Annotated in this window: 13 protein-coding genes; 5 read left to right on the forward strand and 8 right to left on the reverse strand. The window is 61.9% G+C overall.

The window, feature by feature from the left end; translation table 11 throughout:
- Nucleotides 1-80: 80 nt before the first annotated feature.
- On the reverse strand, nucleotides 81-422 hold the full coding sequence (locus JNK74_20180; GenBank protein MBL7648504.1) for a DMT family protein: 342 nt from the start codon (nucleotides 420-422) through the stop codon (nucleotides 81-83).
- 218 nt (nucleotides 423-640) lie between these two features.
- Here JNK74_20180 and JNK74_20185 point away from each other — a divergent pair, with 218 nt between their 5' ends.
- The 5 genes from JNK74_20185 to JNK74_20205 all read left to right on the forward strand — a co-directional run bounded on the left by JNK74_20185 (nucleotide 641) and on the right by JNK74_20205 (nucleotide 8,968).
- The gene (locus tag JNK74_20185; GenBank protein MBL7648505.1) at nucleotides 641-1,870 is read left to right on the forward strand and encodes a GGDEF domain-containing protein; all 1,230 of its coding nucleotides are present in this window, start codon (nucleotides 641-643) and stop codon (nucleotides 1,868-1,870) included.
- A 41-nt stretch (nucleotides 1,871-1,911) separates the two neighbouring features.
- The gene (locus JNK74_20190; GenBank protein ID MBL7648506.1) at nucleotides 1,912-3,237 is read left to right on the forward strand and encodes a hypothetical protein; all 1,326 of its coding nucleotides are present in this window, start codon (nucleotides 1,912-1,914) and stop codon (nucleotides 3,235-3,237) included.
- A gap of 378 nt (nucleotides 3,238-3,615) precedes the next feature.
- Nucleotides 3,616-4,974, forward strand: coding sequence for a hypothetical protein (locus JNK74_20195; GenBank protein MBL7648507.1), 1,359 nt, complete (start codon nucleotides 3,616-3,618; stop codon nucleotides 4,972-4,974).
- A gap of 122 nt (nucleotides 4,975-5,096) precedes the next feature.
- Complete coding sequence (locus tag JNK74_20200) at nucleotides 5,097-7,121, forward strand: potassium/proton antiporter (protein MBL7648508.1); 2,025 nt, start codon at nucleotides 5,097-5,099, stop codon at nucleotides 7,119-7,121.
- A 38-nt stretch (nucleotides 7,122-7,159) separates the two neighbouring features.
- On the forward strand, nucleotides 7,160-8,968 hold the full coding sequence (locus JNK74_20205) for an acyl-CoA dehydrogenase (protein MBL7648509.1): 1,809 nt from the start codon (nucleotides 7,160-7,162) through the stop codon (nucleotides 8,966-8,968).
- A gap of 259 nt (nucleotides 8,969-9,227) precedes the next feature.
- On the opposite strand, the gene JNK74_20210 is transcribed toward JNK74_20205, so the two are convergent.
- The 7 genes from JNK74_20210 to JNK74_20240 all read right to left on the reverse strand — a co-directional run bounded on the left by JNK74_20210 (nucleotide 9,228) and on the right by JNK74_20240 (nucleotide 17,453).
- On the reverse strand, nucleotides 9,228-10,745 hold the full coding sequence (locus tag JNK74_20210; GenBank protein ID MBL7648510.1) for a metallophosphoesterase: 1,518 nt from the start codon (nucleotides 10,743-10,745) through the stop codon (nucleotides 9,228-9,230).
- Between the two features lie 81 nt (nucleotides 10,746-10,826).
- The gene (locus tag JNK74_20215) at nucleotides 10,827-12,878 is read right to left on the reverse strand and encodes a protein kinase (GenBank protein ID MBL7648511.1); all 2,052 of its coding nucleotides are present in this window, start codon (nucleotides 12,876-12,878) and stop codon (nucleotides 10,827-10,829) included.
- A 140-nt stretch (nucleotides 12,879-13,018) separates the two neighbouring features.
- On the reverse strand, nucleotides 13,019-13,750 hold the full coding sequence (locus JNK74_20220) for a prolipoprotein diacylglyceryl transferase (GenBank protein MBL7648512.1): 732 nt from the start codon (nucleotides 13,748-13,750) through the stop codon (nucleotides 13,019-13,021).
- Entirely contained in the window at nucleotides 13,743-15,074 is a 1,332-nt protein-coding gene (locus JNK74_20225; protein ID MBL7648513.1) for a radical SAM protein, read from the reverse strand. The genes JNK74_20220 and JNK74_20225 overlap by 8 nt, the downstream gene beginning before the upstream one ends.
- 210 nt (nucleotides 15,075-15,284) lie before the next feature.
- On the reverse strand, nucleotides 15,285-15,644 hold the full coding sequence (locus JNK74_20230) for a hypothetical protein (GenBank protein MBL7648514.1): 360 nt from the start codon (nucleotides 15,642-15,644) through the stop codon (nucleotides 15,285-15,287).
- Nucleotides 15,645-15,718: 74 nt separating this feature from the next.
- A complete protein-coding gene (locus tag JNK74_20235) occupies nucleotides 15,719-16,117 on the reverse strand; it encodes a hypothetical protein (protein ID MBL7648515.1) in 399 nt (132 codons plus the stop codon).
- Between the two features lie 4 nt (nucleotides 16,118-16,121).
- A complete protein-coding gene (locus JNK74_20240; GenBank protein MBL7648516.1) occupies nucleotides 16,122-17,453 on the reverse strand; it encodes an SGNH/GDSL hydrolase family protein in 1,332 nt (443 codons plus the stop codon).
- Nucleotides 17,454-17,471: the final 18 nt, after the last annotated feature.

Here is a 17,471-nt window from a genome sequence, read left to right on the forward strand (position 1 = left end):
GAAGGTAAGGCGGGGCCACGATCCCGACTCAATCCAGCTTCGCCCCACCAATTTTCGCCCGCGCGGTGAAATGCCCGGATTCACGACTGGCGGAACATGAAATAGACCGCGCCCACAAGACAGAAACCCGCCCAGAGGTAGTCCAGCGTAATTTTCTCTTTCATGTAGAGCATGCTGAAGGCCGCGAAGACGCACATGGTCACCACTTCTTGAATGATTTTGAGCTGGCCCAGGGAGTAGAACTGATGGCCGATTCGGTTGGCCGGGACCTGAAAACAATACTCCATGAAGGCCACGAGCCAGCTCGCGAGAATGGCCACGAGGATCGGTTTTCCCCGAAGATCCTTCAGGTGACCGTACCAGGCGTAGGTCATGAATACATTAGCTACAATCAAGAGCATGATAGGGAGAAACTTGTTCATAATCAGGGGTGGATACCACGGGGTTGAGGAATGGGCTCACGGAATAACGCGGGTCAAAGATTAACCTTGCATCGGGTGCCTCTGTCAAGAGAGAATAGCGCGCCTTACCAATACTGTTCCCTGCCCCGGCCCCGGCGGTTCGCCGCGGCCCATGTCCGGATTGTCCCGTGCCCGTAGCTAATTTTGTCAATAGTGAACGTTGAAATTGGGGAGGTTAGATGGAAGCTCGCAAGGAAGCCTGCGATCCCAGGGTGGAACGTTACACGGACTATGTGCAGTCCATGCAGCGCATGCAGTTCGAGACACGGGATTTCGGCGGCGCCGATGATCCGCTGGGAAGACTTGGCCGCGCTCTGGTGGAGCTCGCGGCGATCATGGAGCATTGCTACCAGGAGCAGGCGCACCTTCTGGAAATAACCGAGCGGGTCAATCAGGGCTATTTCATTGGCGAAGTGATGGACCACATCTACGCGACGTTTCGCCCCGTCATTCCTTATGACCGGATTGGCTTTGCCCTGCTGGAAGACGACGGGAAGGTGGTACGCGCCCATTGGGCGCGATCCGACGCCCGGAATATACGCCTCAAGAATGGATATGCCCAAAAGCTCGAAGGTAGTAGTCTGGTGCAGATCCTCCGGGATGGGAAGCCCCGTGTGCTTAACGATCTGGAAGCCCACTATGAGGCCAATCCCCACTCCCACTCCACCAAGCTGGTGCTCGAAGAGGGTATCCGTTCCAGTCTGACCTGCCCCCTGGTCGCCATGGGGAAGCCGGTGGGCTTTCTATTCTTTTCCAGCCGGGAAAAGCACACCTACGCGCATGCGCATTTGAACGTCTTCTCCCAGATAGCCAATCAACTCTCGGTGATCGTGGAGAAGAGCCGTCTCTACGAAGACCTCTATCAGCTCAACGCGGAGCTGGTGGACGCGCGGAACGCCCTGGAACACCAGGCGACCCATGACGGACTCACGGGCCTTTGGAATCGAAAGGCCATCGAAGAGTTGCTGGAGATCGAGATCGCCCGCGCAAAGCGCGCCAACCGCTCCGCCATGGCAATCATGATCGATATCGACAACTTCAAGCAGATCAACGACACCTATGGCCATCCCGTGGGCGATGCGGTGCTGCGCGAGGTCGCCCGGCGCCTCGAAGAGGTAGCCCGGCGCGGCGACATGGTGGGTCGCTACGGCGGCGAAGAGTTCCTGGTCGTACTCGCGCTGGACCACGTTCAAGGCGCGGAGATCGCGGCGGAACGGTACCGCAACCGGATCGACTCGGTGCCGGTCGATGCGGGTGCCCACCAGATCGTTGTCACCGTCAGTCTGGGCGTGGGCATCGGTCGCAACGCGGTGGAACTCGACGGCGAACGCCTGTTGAAACTGGCCGACGACGCACTCTACAAAGCCAAGGAAGCGGGGCGCAACCGGATCGAGGTGGGGCTGTATTAGCACCCCTTCCCGACGTGTTGCCGATTGAGGATTTACTTCGAATGGCCACAGGCTCGATAACGCGCCGTCAATTTGGCGCCCTGTCCGCAATCCTTGCGCTGCGCGGGGGGATCGCGGCCAACGCGGAAGCGCGCCACCGTCCCGAACTTATCGTCGATATCGATGTGAATGACGAAGTGTGGCTTCGCCCGGAGCCCATGACCGAAGCGGATGTGGACCGCCTCGTGGGCCAACTTCACCAGAATGGCTGCACGACGCTGCTGATTCGCGCGGGATGTCTGGGGCTGCTGCCCTATCGCACGGCGCTTTCGTACCCCATGACGTTCGACGCGAATCACGCCCGGGCCCACCCGTGCAACGATATACCGGACATGGAGGCCTATATCGCCCAGCGCGTGCCGTGGACCGAGAAGTATGCCGGCGTTATCGAGGCCTTTAATCCGCCGGAAGCTTTTATTCGCGCGGGTCACGCGCGGGGGATGAAGGTGCTGTGCTGGCTGGATATCTTTGATGATGGATTTCCGGGGTACCGCTCCAAGTTCCTGGAAGAAAATCCGCACTGTCAATGGACGGCGAAGGATGGTTCGTATTTTCATGGCCTGACGAGTTATGCCTGGCCAGAGGCGCGCGCCTTCCGCATCACCCAGGCGAGGGAGCTTCTGGACTGGGGCGCGGATGGCATCCACTGCTCTACGAGCGCCCACAGCCGCCACTTGCACATTCCAAAGAACGAGGATGGCTTTGGTTACGAGGCGCCGATTGCGGAAGCGTTTCTGGACAGACACGGCGTGGATATTCGCACGGCGCAGGAATTTGATCGAGACGCGTGGCACGATATTAAGGGCGATGCCATGGCAACGCTGTATCGCGAGTTGGCCGAGCTCTGTCACGGGCGCGAGAAGCTCCTTTGGATTGGCCTGCAACTGGGCCGTCACACGAACTTCGCCGTTGATCCCCACTTCGGCGCCAGCGTGGCCGCGCGCTATACCAACCACTGGGAAACGCTGGTGGACGAGGACATCGCGGACGCCTTCATCCTCGGCGATTTCGAGATTGTAGCGTCCCCGGATCACGAATACTGGTCGCCGAAGAAAGACATTAAGCGTAACGCGGGCGAAGACCTCTACGCCTGGGCGGCGCGGACCTATCAGCCCCACTGCAAGGACAAGACGAAGCTTTTTCTGTTTTCCGAATGGTTGCCAGGCGAGGCGAAGGGACTCGCCGAGCGCATGCGCTTCTTTGCCGATAAGACGCGTACCTATGGCTTCGATGGCATTGATGTACACGAAGCGTGGAACTTTGAGGCGGCGGAGGGTAATATGGCGGTGCTGGGTGAGTTTTCCCGGTGGCTGGCCGGTGAGGCTTGAACTTGCCGTCTCCGCACACGGGATACCATAGGGACTGACGCGCGCACGTCCACTGAGAGCGAGCGGCGCCCGCTCAGAACTTCTGGCACACCCGGAATCCGTTGAGACACTCCAGGGCGCGTGGCTGTCCCGTCGGCAGCGAAGCAGAGGTGATACGCCAATGGCGTAACCAGTCCACGACACTGACCCCGGATACGACTGTTTTGATTGTGTCGAGTATGCCTGGGCCGCGACGGGACAGCCACGGACCTTGACGACAAGGATGCTCGGTCACGGCACCATAGATTTGCTGGACAGGTGCGCGATCCTGGTTCGCTGGTCCGTGTCAGTCCCTATGCGAGCCTGCAAATCGTAGCTTGAACTAATGGAACAAGACTCATGACGCAGATTCTGAATCGGATCGCCCTGGTCACTATCTTTGCCTCCTCTGGCCTGGGTCAGAATGTGCCCGCAGAAGAAAAAGCCTTCGCGCTGTTTGATGTCGTGGACAATGGCCTGGCTGATCCCGCCGTGCCCGAGATTGCGCCGTGGAGAACGATCACGCTGGATCCCGAGTATGGCGGGCAGTGGGTCGTTGCGGGGGATGTAGACGGGGATGGCGCGGTGGAGATTGTCAGCGCGGAGAACTTCAACGAGGTCGATACCCATTACACGAGCGCCCTCGCCGTGCAGCGCCTGGATGGCACTGTCGTGTGGCGCTGGGGCAACCCTTCGATCGGACGGAAGAACTGGCACCACGACGTGGCCTGCCAGATCGTGGACTGGGATGGCGATGGGAAAAACGAGGTGGTGGTGAGCGATGAAACGGCCATTGTGGAGCTGGACGGTGCGACAGGCATGGAGAAGCGGCGCATCCCCATTGAGAAAGGGGCGGCGGACTGCCTGGTCTTCTGCGACTTGAGCGGCAAGGGACGACCTACCGATGTGCTGGCCAAAGATCGCTACGAGAACATCTGGGCCTACAACTACGCCGGCGAAATGCTCTGGCACGTGAATCGGCCCGGCGGCTACCGCACCGCCCACCAGCCCCGGCCCATGGATATCGACGGGGATGGCCGGGACGAACTCATGGCCGGGTTCGCCATGCTCAATCACGACGGAACGGTGCGCTGGATCTTTGAATCGAAGGCGACCGATCTCAGCCAGGGCCACCTGGACTGTGCCCGGGTGCTGAACGCGTCAGACAAGCTTGACGATGTGCGGATTGCCCTTACCTGTTGCGGGGCGAACAACATCGCCGTGGTCGATGGTCACGGCAAGGCCATCTGGGAACATGCCGGGCATCACTTTGAGTCGATTCAGTTGGCCGACATCGTGCCCGAGCATCCGGGACTGGAAATACTGGCCGACATCGATCACCGTCCACGCGGCGAAGGGCCGCTCTGGGTCTTTGGGGGTGACGGTGCGCGACTCGGCCAGGTCATGACGCCCTATGGCCGCCATCACCGCGTGGTGGACTGGACGGGCGACGGCTATGCCGAATTTTTGAACGGAGACAATCAGGCCCTCTATACTGGGACGGGGAAGCGTATCGGCACTTTCCTTATCCCCGGTTCTCAGGCGGGTGTTGAACGCCCCTTCGAAATGAGCATATTGAGCGGTGATTGCGACGGGGATGGACGGCAGGACGTGCTCCTCATCACGCTGGACGCGGTTTACCTCTACCGCAACGAGCGCGGCGCCCTTCCCCAGGTTCCCGTGGCTGCGGGCACCGGATTGAACGTCACGCTCTATTAGTCCGCAGGACAGCGGCTTACTCGCGACGCGATCATCCCGACGGGCCGCCCGGGCCATCGTGCGGAGCGCCGCGCAGGATGGGTTGTTCGTCCGCAGGCGCCGGATTACAGGAGTCGCCCCGAATGGACCAACCTTCACTCACCCTGCTCATCACGGGACTGCTCGTTTTTGCGAGTATTGTTGCCAGTCGTGTATCGGATCGGCTGGGTCTTCCGGCCCTCGTGGTGTTTCTGTGCATTGGCATGCTGGCCGGCTCGGACGGGCCCGGCGGCATTCACTTCGACAATGCGCAACTGGCCAACTTCGTCGGTACTATCGCGCTCGCGTTTATTCTGTTCTCGGGTGGCCTCGACACCAACTGGCGGCTGATCCGGCCCGTGCTTGGGCGGGGCATGGTCCTTTCCACGCTGGGGGTCATGGTCACCGCGCTGCTGGTGGGGCTCTTTGCGTGGCTGGCCCTGGGCTTTTCTCTGCCCGCTGGACTCCTGATGGGGGCGATTATCTCCTCTACAGATGCCGCGGCCGTATTCTCCGTCTTGCGCGGCAATGGCGTTGGGCTCAAGGGGAATCTGAAGCCCCTGCTGGAGTTTGAATCGGGCAGCAACGATCCGATGGCCATATTCCTGACCCTGGGGATGACGCAGATCCTCATGGTTCCCGACTTCTCGTGGACGAGCCTGCTGCCCGCTTTCGCCCTCAACATGGTGCTGGGTGTGGGTGTGGGGGTCGTGACTGGACGCTTAGCCGCAGTGGTGTTGAATCGAATCCGCATGGATTTTGAAGGGCTCTACCCCGTACTCAGCATGAGTCTGGTGCTGCTGACTTTCGGTGCGGCGGAATTCGTGAAAGGCAACGGATTCCTCGCGGTTTATGTCTGCGGGATCATCCTTAACGGCAGCGACTTTGCCCACAAACGCTACGTGGTCAAATTCCACGACGGGCTCGCGTGGCTGATGCAGATCGGCATGTTCCTGGTCCTCGGATTGCTGGTATTTCCGTCCCACTTACCGGGTGTGATCCTCACGGCCCTCGGGACTTCGGCCTTCCTCATGCTCGTGGCCCGGCCCGTCGCCGTCGCGGTGGGACTCTGGGGCAGCGGATTTTCGCGGGAAGAGCGCGTGCTGGTGGCCTGGACGGGGCTGCGCGGCGCGGTGCCCATCGTTCTCGCCACTTTTCCGCTCATGGCGGGCTATGAACACTCCATGCTGATCTTCAATGTGGTCTTTTTCATCGTACTCACGTCGGTGCTGATCCAGGGGACACTGCTCATGCCCGTTGCACGTTTCCTGAAGGTGGACGAGCCTTTGGCGTCTCGACCGGCCTTTTCGCTGGCGATCGAACGGCATGGCCAGGCCCAGGGCAACACGCGCGAAGTCGAGATACTGCCCAATATGGCCGCCGTAGGCCGCACCGTGGCCGATCTGGGCGTGCCGGCCGAAGTGCTGATCCTGCTCATCGGCCGCGGCGAGGGTTTCGTGGTGCCCCGAGGTCAGACCCGCATCGAGCCCTACGACACCCTGCTCATGCTGGGCGATGAAGACAAGCTGAAAGAGGCCAATGCCATCATTCTGTCGCCGCCCGCCGTTCCGAAACCCGTAAAAACGCCGACGGATCCCCTGGCGGCCCTGCCCTATACGACCAACGAAAAGTATCTCTCGAAGCAGGTCGTGCTGGTGGGTTACGGGCGCGTGGGGCGGCGCATCGCCGAGCAACTCGCACAAAAGGGTATTCCCTACGTGGTGACCGATCAGAACCGGGAGATCATTGAGCAACTGCGCGAATCGGGCGTGCCCGCCGTCGTGGGCGACGCCTCGGACGACATCGTGCTTGCGCAGGCCCACATCGCCAAAGCCGCCATGCTGATTGTGGCGACCCCCGACACGATGAAAGTTCGCAAGATGGTGGACACGGCCCGTAAGATCAATCCCGGCATTGATGTGGTCATCCGCACCCACAGCGAGATGGAGGCGAAATTGCTGGAGCAGGAGGAGACGGGCAAGATTTTCCTGGGCGAGCGGGAACTGGCGAACAGTATTTCCGCGTATGTGCTGGAACGGCTGCGGACGCCCGCCGAGAGTGTGGACAGCGTGGACGGAGCTGACGGAGTAGATGCAGCGGACGCACACGTGCCAATTCGTAATTCCTAATTCTTAATTCATAATTCTCTATTCACCGGAGTCCTTCGATGGCCGACATTTATTTCAGCATGCGCAATGTACAGTTTGTCCTTTACGAAGTCATGGAGGCCGAAGGTCTCTGCGCGTTGCCGCGCTTTGAGGAGCATTCGCGCGAGATCTTCGATATGGTGCTGGAGACCGGTAAGAAGCTTTGCGATGGCACGCTCTACCCTGCGCTGAAGGAGATGGATCAAATCGCGCCCGAGTTCAAAGATGGCCGGGTGACCGTTTCGCCCGTGGTGCGCGCGTTGATGCGGGAATGCGGGGAAGGTGGCTGGATTGGGGCCCATGCGGACTTCGAGCAGGGCGGCCAGCAACTGCCGGATACGGTGCTGGCGGCGCTGCGCTTCATGTTTTCCGCGTCGAACTACTCCGCAAGCGTCTATCCGTTCCTGAGCTCGGGTGCGGCCCAGTTGATCTTGTCTTTCGGTTCCCCCGAGCTCGCGGACACCTTTGTGCCGCCGATATTCGAAGGGCGCTGGCAGGGCACGATGGCCATGACCGAGCCCCACGCGGGCAGTTCGCTGGCCGACCTCCAGACGACGGCACGACGAACGGCGGAAGACTATTTCCTTCTCACGGGGCAGAAGATCTTCATTTCCTGTGGCGAACATGACGGCGTGGACAATATTGTTCACCTGATGCTGGCGCGCATCGAGGGGGCGCCCGCGGGTGTAAAAGGCATCTCCCTGTTTGTGGTGCCCAAGTTGCGTCCGGATGGGCAGGGCGGACTGGTCCCGAACGACGTAGTCTGCACGGGGATCTTCCACAAGCTCGGCTACCGGGGCTCCCCCATCACCCAATTGGAAATGGGCGAACATGGCGACTGCCGCGCCTGGCTCGTGGGCGAAGAACACCAGGGCCTGCGCTACATGTTTCAGATGATGAACGAGGCGCGGGTTGGCGTGGGCATGGGTGCAACGGCCATCGCGACCGCCGCGTACTACGCGTCACTGAAGTACTCGATGGAACGATGCCAAGGGCGCCCGATTGCGGGGAAAGACCTGAGCGCGCCGCAGGTGCCGATCATTGAGCATGCCGACGTGAGGCGCATGCTGCTCTTCCAGCGCTCGATTGTTGAAGGCTCTCTCTCGCTGATCGTTTACTGCTCCAAGTTGATCGATCTGATCCACGCCGGTCCTGTGGAGGAACGGGAGGGGCACGAACTACTCCTGGATTTCCTCACGCCCATTGCCAAGACCTATCCCTCGGAGATGGGTATTCTATCGGCCAGCGCGGGGCTTCAGTGCCTCGGCGGCTATGGCTATTGCGACGAGTTTCCGCTGGAGCAGTATTACCGGGACGCACGCATCCATCCGATCCACGAAGGCACCACGGGCATCCAGGGGCTGGACCTGCTGGGCCGCAAGGTGACGATGCGAAATGGAGTGGCCTATCGCGCGTTTATCGCGGCGGTGGAGGGTGCGCTGGCCGATGCGGAGGACGTGGAGGTGCTCGGGGAGGCCTGCGCGGCCCTGCGCGACGCGGTGGCTTTGTTGAACGAGGTAACGGAGGCGCTGCTGAAGGTCGCCGCGTCCGGCGAGACGGAGGCTTTTCTCGCGGATGCCACGCTCTATCTGGAGTTGACGTCGCTGGTGGCCATTGGCTGGCATTGGATACTCCAGGGAACGGTGGCGGAACGCGCCCTGGCCGCCGCGCCGGATTCACCGGACCGCCATTTCTACCTCGGCAAGCGAGACACGTGCACGTATTTCATGCGCTATGAATTGCCGAAGATGCATGGGCTCGCGGCACGGTTGAAGCAGTGCGATGGCTTCACAGCGCGGGTGGATGTGCGGAATTTTGAGGGCGCGTAGAAATGGGTTCCCACAGATCCACACAGATCTGCACAGATAATTTGGTTACATTCCGATACACAACGTTGTCGTTGATTGTTCGGAACTTACGTGCTCGTCCCATTCAACGCTGACCACGAAGCGCACGAAGGCACGGAGAAGAGATACAAGATAGTGAAATTGGAAAGACCTCTTTCGAACGTGTGCGGTATCCTGCCTCAGCACGGGTACTTTTGTACTCCTCTTTTTCTCCGCGTCTCCGTGGTCCACCCTTTTCTGGTCACCGTGCGAGGCGCAAATTGAAGTCTCGATCCAGCGAAGTTCCCCTCGGATCGCCGAGGCCCGATTCTCCATTCGACTTCGCTCGCGTCTTGGCGTCGCGGACGCCGAAGTCGATTTCCGCGAGGCGGTAGCTCTCGGCGGAATAGGTGGTGGGCGCTTCGGCGTGACTGAACATACGGCTTTCGATGCGAATGGCCGCGCCGTCGTCCGCGACGAAGCAATCGAGTATTCGGCCTTCCTGGGGATAGTCGATGATCGACCCGGTCTGAATTTCGATGTAGGGGAAGTCACCGGGGATGATTCGAGCGCGATTCCGATGGGTATGTCCCGTCAGGTGAAGGATGACGCCCGGATAGCGCGCGAGGGTGCGGCGGAATTCCGCGGTGGACACTTTGGGGCCGGGATAGGGAACGTTGAAGTCATCGGAGGGGTGGTGCGAGGCGACGATGACCCACTCCCCCGCTGCTTCGGCTGCTTCGAGTTCGGGGATGAGAAAGTCGTCAAAGTGCTCCCGGGTCAGCACGCCGTAGTAGAGGGGCAGTTTTTCGGGGCCTTCCGAGGCCACGGAGTTAAACACGATAAGCCGCAGCGGCACTTCGGGCAGGGGCCGCACGCTGTACCACACCTCTTCCCGCGCCAGCGAGCCCTCGGTGAAGCCATGGCCGCGTGGCGCGGAGCTGCTCTCCAGATGGCCCGCGACGAAGGACCTGCGGGAGAGGAAGCGCCTTCCGGCGTCGGGCTCGATGGGGCCGGCTTCCAGGGCGTCCAGATCGAGTATGGTCCCCTGCGCGAGGAGGGGTGGCCCGGCGCCGGTGATTCGTGCGGGGCTCTGATCGGCGGTGGGCAGCATGGCATTCCATGCCGGGTCGATATCGTGAAATCCGAGGGTATTCGCGACGAAGGGAAAGAGGGCCGCGAACCATTCGTCGGGATCGTCCGCGACGCGGTCAATCGGGAAGTTTCCCGTCGCGAGGCCGTCGTGGTTTCCATAGCAGGTGTACCATGGAATCTCGCTATCGAGGCCCTCGGCGGCATAGGGCAGTTTGGGATTGAGGGCATCCGGAACGTCGCGAAGGTCGCCATCCAGCGCGCCGGAATCGGCCGTGACATCGTTGCCGTCCATGGTATCCATGAACCACTGGAGTTCATTTTCCTGGGCCAGATCGCAGAGGTCGCCGGTCATGAGCACGAAATCCACGGGGCGGTCGAGGGGCTGGCCTGCCTCGTGAAGCCCGTTGATGCGCTGGAGCGTGGCGTCGAGGGTGTGAATCCCCAGGGCCTCCTGGGGCCGCCACGAGGGCGCGATGAGGGACTCGGTGCGGACGGCCCGGGCGGGACTCTCTTCGTCCACGATCTGGGGATCGGAGATGTGAATGAGACGAAGCAGGTGGGTGTCTGTGGCGTCGGGGCGGGGCACCAATTCGGGGTCGGCAGGTCGAGGACATCCGGCGAGGAGCACTCCACAGGCGATATAGATGGCCGGTTGGAGGACGCTGCGGAGGCTCCGACGTTTCATATCCCCTGACCCTCATGCCGGTACGCTCGAACAGCGTGGGGCAAACGGCAGACGGAGAGGCCTGGGAGCGGTCGCGCCACGTCAGTCGATCCACTCCTTAAACTTGTCCTTTGTCTTGCGTAGCAATTCCTTGGGCTTTGATTCCCGCTTGCCCATATCGAGGGCATTGGAATTTTCCACAATGGGCGGCAGCCCCGGACGTTCATAAAGATAGAGTACCTGGTCGGCCCGTAGATCATTGGGGTTGCTGATCTGGTTCCAGCGGGCCAGCTCCCCCACCGTGACCCCGAAACGGCGCGCAATAATGTCGAGGGTGTCGCCGGCCTGGACCGTGTAGGTCTTGGCAGGTGCGGGTGCTTCCGGCGCGGGGGCGGGCGCGGGTTCGGGAACCGCCGCCTTGGCGACCTCGACGGGTTCAAGCTCCACTTCCTCGTCGACGGGAGTGGTGGCGGGTTCGTCGAGCGTCACGACGTCGGTTGCTTCCATGGTGATGGGCAATTCAGCCGCTTCGAGGAGCACGCCCGTGCCCGCCTGGGGTTCCGGCGTCGAAGTGAGCTGGTAGGGGTCCTGAACTACAACCGACTCCAGCCCCGGAACGTTTTCTTCCGTCAGCGGGGCCACATCCACAACCGCTTCCGTCGTGGGAGGCACTGCGGGCGGGGTGATGGGTGGCGTAATCGGCGGGGTAATGGGCGGGGTAACGGGCGCTTCGGGCACAGGAGAACCCTCCACCGCAACGGGCGTCTCGACGGGCGCCTCCGGTGACCCCTGCGGTGCGACCTCCGCCACGGCTGGTGCGGGCGCGGGTGCAGGTGCGGGTGTAGCGGGTGCGGGTGCAGATGCAGCAGGAGACGCAGGAGCGGGTGCGGGCAACGGCGCGGGCTTCGTTGCGGGCTCGGCCTTTCGCGGGGTCGTTTTTGCCGGCTTAGGCACAATGCGATCCGGCTCACTCTCCTCGACCGACTCCGCCGTTTCGGCGGACTCGCCGCCTGGCACGGCAACCGGGGGTGTATTCTCGGACGCAGGGGCCGAGGCGATGCCATCGAGCATGTCCATCGCCAACTGAATGGGGACGTCGCGCAGCCCGACAAAGGCCACGGCGGCGATGGCCAGACCGGCAAGCCCGGCGATGGCCCAGCGCGTGAAGGAGCCGTGCCAGGCACTGGCCAGCATGGAGTCGTCTTCTTCACTCTCTTCGGTCATGTCGCCCGAAGTAATGAGGAAACGAATGGACTCCAGCTCGGCGGCAAACTCGGCGGCCGAGGCAAATCTCAGGTGTGAATGCTTCTCCAGTGCCCGGTCGATTGCATCGGTCAGCAGCGGATGGGGCACCCGCCCGCTGGGGCGGACGATGGGTTTCGGGTCCAGATTCAGATGCCCGTTAAATACATCGGTGAGGGAACCTGTGAAGGGCGTCTGCCCGGCCACGAGCTGATAAAGCATCACGCCGACCGCGTAAAGGTCGGAGGCGGGCACCACGGGGCCATAGGTGACGGAATCGATCTGCTCCGGCGCCATGTAGAGGGGCGTGCCGGGGCTGCGGCTTCCGGGATGGGTCAGGGTGGTGACATCGGGATCCTGCTCTTCCTGACGGGCCACACCGAAGTCCATGATCTTGGCGATGTAGCGCCCGGTACCGTCCTGCGTAAGAATAACGTTGGCCGGCTTGATGTCCCGATGGATAATCCCCCGGGCGTGGACATGGGCGAGGCCGTGGAGGCACTGGATGGCGATGTCCACGGCGTCGCCGATGGGAAAGCTTCTCGATTCCCGGCGATAGGCGGCGAGAACGTGATCGAGGGTATCACCATCGACGTACTCCATGACGAGGTGCAACTGATCGCCTTCGTCGTGGAGATCGAAGAGGGTTACGATGTGGGGATGGGCACCGATGCGGGCGTGGAGCAGACATTCGCGCTTGATGCGGCGCAGGATCTGGCCCGCGGCGGTGCGGTCCGCGCGGATCGACTTGATGGCGACGCGCCGGTGAAGCTTGGTGTCTTCGGCCAGATGCACCTCACCCATGGAGCCTGAGCCGAGCTTGCGGATGATCCGATAGCGGTGGCCTGGCAACTTGAGTGCGGGTGGCGGTGTGGCGCCCCCGACAAAATCTGTATCGATGTGATCCGACACGTGGAAACCTTGATAGCAGGGTCTTGACGGCGATCAGTAGCCGCGATCACGGAATGGATAACGGGACGAATTCGCTCGCGAGGCCTTTTGAAATTGTAGCATGGCGCGGGATCCCCGTCAAAGGACCGCTGCGCCGTAACTTAGACCAGGTTTCTACGGGGCGCCTGCGCGCGTTGCAGGTAACGCATGAGTCCTAACAAGAATATGCCCATGGCCAGGAGGTGGTACCCCGAGAGTCCGCCCACCAGACGGGGGGTATCCCTGAAATATTCATGGGCAAATCGAAAAATACCATAAAACATGAGATAAAGATGAAATAACTGTCCTTGAAAGCGGCCCAGCCGCCAGCACGCGAGGGCAAATCCCGCCATTATCAGGTTAAAGGCGCACTCCAGTGGCACGGCGGGCCAGCGCTCCATTCCCGAGCTGTCCGCAAGGGTGTACCACGCGGGGGCCATGGGCCGACCGAGGCAACAGCCACTCGCGAGGCACCCCACCCGGCCGAGGGCCAGTCCGAGGGGCGCGACCACGGCAAAGAGATCACCCGTTGCTTTGTTGTATCCCGTCAGGTGCTTCACAAGTTCCACGGCCCCATAGCCGCCGAGGAATGCGCCGGTGATGCTCTTGCCGGTCAGCCACTGGCGCCAGACCAGGGCGGGGTGCTCCGCGTAGTCCGGCCAGTGCATCCAGCCCTCCGCAAAGAGATAGGCCGCCTTTGCGCCGAGGAAGGCCCCGCCCAGCGCGGCGAGGTAGATGTAGACCATGCGGGGATCGCGGGCCTCGGGCTTGCGCCGGAGGAGTTGGCTCCAGATCAGGCTGGAGAGGAGGATCCCGACGATGGCGAGGACGGGATAGAGCCAAGCATTAGCCACAGCAGCTTCCACCGCCGCAACAGGCCTCCGCCGGGGCGTTCCACGTGCCGGGGAACTGGGAATAGTAGCGGCAAAAGGAATCGAGCTGGCCGTCGGGCCGGATCACGTGGGTGCAGCAACGGTCGATGCGATCCTGATCCCAGGTCCACGCGTCCATGAAGGGTTTAATGAAGAGTCGGAAGGTCTGGGACTCGTCGAGCTCGAAGTTCTTGAGCAGATCGCCCAGGGGCTCGGATTCGCAGCCGCAATGGGCCAGGTCGTCCAGGTTGTAGTTCATGCGGTTGGCGAGGAAGCTCTGGAACTGGGAGAAGTCGATGAAGTCGCTCACGGCGCGGATGCCTTCGGGCGTCTTGAGGAGATAGCCGATGGTGGCGCAGTTGGGATCGCCGCAGGGCAGGGGCGTGAAGTCCTCGGCCTTGAGTTGGCCTGCGGATTGATCGATTAGGCCGAGAATCACATCGGCGGTGTTAAGACGCTGGGTACGGCCTCGGTCCTCCCCCGCTGTGACCGACTGACGGCCCGAGAAGGTCATGGGCTGAAAAGCGACGCCACGGATATGGGGATATTGCAGGCCGAAGGCCACGGCCTCCCATACGTGATTCAGGTTGCCGGGCGTGACCGTCATCGCGAGGGTGATGGGCAGTCCGCCCCTCGTCATGGCGCCCGCCACTTCAATGGCGCGCTGGCGCGTCTTGCGGAGGTCCGCGCCGCGCAGGGCCTTCTGCTCCGCCTCTTGCGGACCATCAAACTGGAGATAGAGTTGGAGGCCGCCGCGACGGTACATGGCGTCGAGTTCGCGGGCGAAGTCGGGGTCGTTGGCGAGGCGCACGCCGTTGGTGTTCAGGAGCACGTAGTCGATGCGCGGGTGCGCCTGCGCCCAGGCGAGGAGGCGGAAGAACTCAGGGTGGAGCGTGGGCTCGCCGCCGGAGAGCTGGAGGATCTCTATCTTGCCCTTCCGCGCGATGACGCCATCGACGCGCTGCTGGAAGTCTTCGAAGGTGATGGCGTCGACTTCTTTGGATTGGGGCGAATTGGCGTAGCAGGCCGGACAGGCCAGGTTGCAGCTATCCACGATCTCGATGAGGGCCAGGCAGGTGGAAAGGGTCTCAAAGGGGTCGTTGCCGCAGCAGGCTCCGCCGTTGCAGCAGGAGGATGCGCCGCTGGAGACATTGTAGAAGCGTTCGTCGCTGCTGATGCAGAGGCTGTGATCGCCGTGGGTCGGGCAGGTGCGTTCGAGGTAGACCTTGCCTTCGGATGCGACGACCTGGCCGGGAACGGGATCGAGGCAGATGGGGCAGCGGGTGGTGGTTGATTTTAGAATCATCTTCGTCGAATCCAACTGAAGTCTCTCCGCACTGAGTATCGACCCATCGCCCTGTCAGCGAAATGCATCGGCGTGGGTTGGGCATCTTGCCTGACCGCTCGACCTCGGCGTTTTCCGGGGCGCGCGCTTTCCACCTGATTCCTGGGATGGTCAGGCTGGAAGCCTAACCCACGTTGGCGCGCCTCGCATGGACCGAATGCGCGCAATTCATCAAAAATATGATCCGACTTCATTTGCGAGGCTGACCACCGCGCAGCCACCAATGGCCAGGAACGTGTTCGACACCAATACGACGAGTGCGAGTGGAATGGCTAACAGCACTCTGTTGAGCGCGCGCTCGCCAAGCTCACCGACGAGCAAAACGCTCCACGGATAGAGTATGAGGAAGGACAGGGCAAGGATGCCTTTGAGTTGAGGGCCTGGAAAATCCACGCTGTCCAACCCGGGAATCCCCGATTGCCCCAGCCACAGCCCGGTCCCTGCGAGCAAGATGGCCGGACTCAGACCCCACGCGATGAAGAGCGGAAGTCCTATACGCTGAAATGGCTTCTGTGCCTCAAGGTCGCTCATGAGCACAATCTCCCTCATTGATGTCTGCCGAATGCTATCACACCAAAACACTTCTATCAATTGGCGTCGGGCGCCTACTGAATATGAAAGGGCGGGTCGATCACGGCGCAGGCGCCGAAAGCCAGGAAGAGGTTTACGGCGCACATGACGCCGAAGATGGGCAACACGGCGATGACTTTGGCGGGGGTGGTCCAGTTGGCCGGGTAGACCATCCAGATGCTCCAGGCGAAGAGGACGGGGATGCCGCCCATCACGCCGGTGAAGAGGAGGAGGCTTGGAAAGGCGTCGTCCATTTTGAGTTCCATGCAGAGGCCCGCGAGGATCATGAGCACGGCGGGCGCGAGAGCCCAGGCGATGACCAGGGGGAGGGGACGACGGCTCGGCACTGAGACCCCCGCTGTTTCGGCCGCTTCGACTGCTTCGGGGGCCTGTTCGGCTTGCGTCTCATTCACTTCGGGTTCTTGATCGCTCATGGGTTCACTCCTCGGGGAAAAGGGCCATCAGGGCATCGGCGAAGATGACCTGGCCACGTACATCGGGGTGGTTGATGGAATTGGCGAGCAGGGTCGTGTAGGGGATGCCCTTGCGCCAGAGACCGCACCAGGTGCGGGAGGCGTCGGCGACAGCGACGCCGTTGGCCTCGGCGAAGGTGTAGAGCCCTTGAACGTAGGGACGCGGATCTTCGTCGAACTTGACCGAGGTCATCTTCATCCAGTCGAGGCGGACGAGATGGGGCGTGATAATGACGGGCTCCGCGCCTGCGCCGCGGAGTTTGTCCATGATGAGCGTGTAGTGGGTGTTGAGCGCCTCGCCCTGGAGGTAGGCGTCGTTCACCCATTCCATGGTGACCAGATCGGGCTTGCGATCCAGTACGTCACGCTGAAAGTCGTGCTCTCCGCCCGCGGGCGCTTCGAGGTAGTTCTTGCTGCCGTAACCGGGCCAGGCGGCGGTGTGGAGGGTGATTTCCGACTTGGGATAGCGCTTGCGCAGTCGCTCCGCGAACTGGTTCTGATACCAGAGGGTGGTGTCCCCCCCCACGCCGCCGCCGGCCGTGCAACTGTCGCCCCAGGCCACGATGGTGACGGGTTCACCCGCTTCCAGCTTGGCCAGGGTCTTCGGGAGGAATTGCTCGGCCGGGTAGTACTCCGGCGGGGTGGCTTCCACGGCGATCTGCTCGACGGGAAGGAGGTTTTCCTCGGTGAGGGCGGCGAGGTTGCCGGGATTCCACACGGAGCCGACGTGGTGCTCGCCTTTTGCCAACGCGGGCGGCAGATCCACGCCGAGGCCGGCGGTGCCCACGACGAGCCGCACCTGGCCCGCTTCATTCATGGCGATGCTGTCGAGGCGCGCGGGGCCGTAGGTGTAATCGATGAGGACCTTTTCATCCGCAGCGATGGCGCCGAGTTCCAAGCGGCCGATGGAGCCCCAGAGGGGATCGAGGGCGTAGTCCTTGCCCAGCGCGCAGACGGTGCCGTCGATTTTTCGGACCACGACCGTTTCGGGGCGCAGCAGCCCGGTGGCGGTGCACTCCTGGGTAACGAGGGCCCTGAGGTTTACGCCCTTGGTCCAGCCGCTGGCCTTTTCATTGAAGAGGGGCAGGGCGTATTCCTCCCCTTTCACACTGATCGGTTCCGGCTCGGGAACGACCAGGCGGACTGGATCGGCCAGGGCGATTTCGACGCCGTCGATGGTGACGGAACCGGGCCCAACGTCCACGTGCCAGCCTTCGGCGGCGTGGAGGGGCATGGCGTTGAGTAGGTCGGGGTCTGCGGTGAGAAACGAAGCTGCAACGAGTAGCAGAGAGAGCATGGGGCAATTCCTATGGGT

The organism is Candidatus Hydrogenedentota bacterium (assembly GCA_016791475.1).
Taxonomy (GTDB): Bacteria; Hydrogenedentota; Hydrogenedentia; order Hydrogenedentales; family JAEUWI01; genus JAEUWI01.